The sequence below is a fragment of the Alcanivorax sp. HI0083 genome, assembly GCF_001635175.1.
In genome coordinates, this window is the sequence record NZ_LWFX01001116.1 from 1 (window position 1) to 1,887 (window position 1,887).

The 1,887-nt window shown below is 60.7% G+C and carries 3 protein-coding genes; 2 read left to right on the forward strand and 1 reads right to left on the reverse strand.

The window, feature by feature from the left end:
• Positions 1 to 552, reverse strand: a 552-nt coding sequence (locus A3754_RS15495; RefSeq protein WP_197468679.1) for a trypsin-like peptidase domain-containing protein, incomplete at its 3' end; no start/stop codon positions are given.
• A 320-nt stretch (positions 553 to 872) separates the two neighbouring features.
• On the opposite strand from A3754_RS15495, the gene A3754_RS15500 reads away from it, so the two are divergent.
• Both A3754_RS15500 and A3754_RS15505 read left to right on the forward strand, forming a co-directional pair.
• Positions 873 to 1,628, forward strand: coding sequence for a Nif3-like dinuclear metal center hexameric protein (locus A3754_RS15500; RefSeq protein ID WP_063520432.1), 756 nt, complete (start codon positions 873 to 875; stop codon positions 1,626 to 1,628).
• 30 nt (positions 1,629 to 1,658) lie between these two features.
• A partial coding sequence (locus A3754_RS15505) for a diacylglycerol kinase family protein (RefSeq protein ID WP_197468680.1) occupies positions 1,659 to 1,887 on the forward strand: 229 nt, incomplete at its 3' end.

Below are 1,887 nucleotides of genomic sequence, written 5' to 3' on the forward strand. Positions count from 1 at the left end.
GACGATGCCCATGGATACTGTCTGACCCACACCCAGCGGGTTGCCGATGGCGAGCACCACATCGCCCACCTGCACCGGGCCGTTACCGTTCAGCTCGACTTCGGGTAAATCTTCCAGGGCAACATGCAGCAGTGCCAGGTCGGTTTCCGGGTCCGTGCCCACCACCCGGGCGGGGGCGTCCCGGCCATCACGCAGGGCCACCAGAATTTCATCCGCATCGCGGATGACGTGATAACTGGTCAGCACATAGCCGCCGTCGTCGACAATTACCCCGGAGCCCAGGCTGCTCAGGGCGCGTTCACGGCGGGGTTGTTCCATAAAGCGGTTGAACAGCGGGTCTTCGGCCACGTCCTCGTTGGTGATGATCTGGGTGGTGTAGATGTTCACCACCGCTGGGGCCGCATGGTTTACCGCGCCGGCATAGCTGGCGACGCCGGTGTCATGCTGTGCGGGCTCAGCGTTGGGGCCCCACTGGTACCACCACAGGGCGACAAGGCCGACGGCCAGGCCGGTAATCACCGGGCCGGCCAGAAAACGAAGCAGTTTGATCACCGGTAATGCCCCCGTTTATGCGGTTCCCCTTTTTCGTCAGAGCCTGGTGAAGGGCCTCTGGCGAGACAAGTGAGGGGTCTGATAGGTAAACTGCGCGCAATAGTAGAACCTGTGAATGGTGATTGCTACCACCGGTTGGCTGTGGCAAATGGTCGCACGCCAGCCATTGCCATGCTCTCGGCAACGCCCTGCGAAGGCCCGCGTTGCAACGATTACGCGCCTAGGGTACATCACTCTGGCGAGTGGCAGGGTTGGCGCAGAGATCAGCCTTCACGGGTTTTGCGACCACATTCATCATGTCCGACCTGCCGGAAGGTGCCATGCTCAAGCGCGATTACATGTTGTCTCTGCTCGACCAGGAACTGGCCACGGACCGGTTTCAGGATTACTGCCCCAATGGTTTGCAGGTGGAAGGCCGCGAGCAGATTCATCGGGTGGTGTCCGGCGTGACGGCCTGTCAGGCCTTGATTGACGCGGCCATCGTGGAAGAAGCCGATGCCATTCTGGTCCACCACGGCTATTTCTGGAAAGGGGAAAGCCAGCAGATCCGGGGCATGAAGAAGCAACGGCTGCAGACTCTGTTGCGCCATGACATCAACTTGTTTGCCTATCACCTGCCGCTGGATGCTCACCCCACACTGGGCAATAATGCCCAGTTGGCGCTTCGTCTGGGCCTGACCACCGAAGGCGGGCTGGATGATTCGCCCCGGCCCATCGGCAATGTGGGGCGACTGGACAGCCCCATGAGTGCGTCAGAATTCGCCGCCCATGTGGAAGCGGTATTGGGCCGGACGCCCTTGCATATCGGCGATCCCGGCGACGAAATTGAAACGGTCGGCTGGTGTACCGGCGGGGCCCAGGGCTTTATCGAAAAGGCCCAGGCCAAAGGCGTGGATGCCTACCTGAGCGGCGAAATTTCCGAACCGACCACCCATTTTGCCCGGGAAACCGGCATGCACTATTTCGCCTGTGGCCACCATGCCACCGAGCGTTATGGCGCCATGGCGCTGGGCCAGTGGCTCAGCGATCATTACGGCATTGAGCATACCTTTATTGATATCGATAACCCGGCCTGAACCGGGAGTAGTACGAGGGTTTCCTGTCTGATGAAAGTCACTGTGATTTACAACCCGACTGCCGGTGGCGGTCGGGAGGCGTTGCTCTGCCGTTTTGTGGCTGAGCTGGAGCGCCAGGGAGCCAGCGTGCGCCTGTATTACACCAAAGGCCCCAACGACGCTACGAACTACCTCAATGGGCTCTCGGACCAAGGCGATTGTGTCGTCGCCGTGGGCGGAGATGGCACTACCAACGAAGTGCTCAACGGCTTGGCTGGCG

Excerpts from the sequence above, each read along its gene's own strand:
- A3754_RS15500 (WP_063520432.1), top strand. The coding sequence starts at position 873 with ATGCTCAAGCGCGATTACATGTTGTCTCTGCTCGACCAGGAACTGGCC.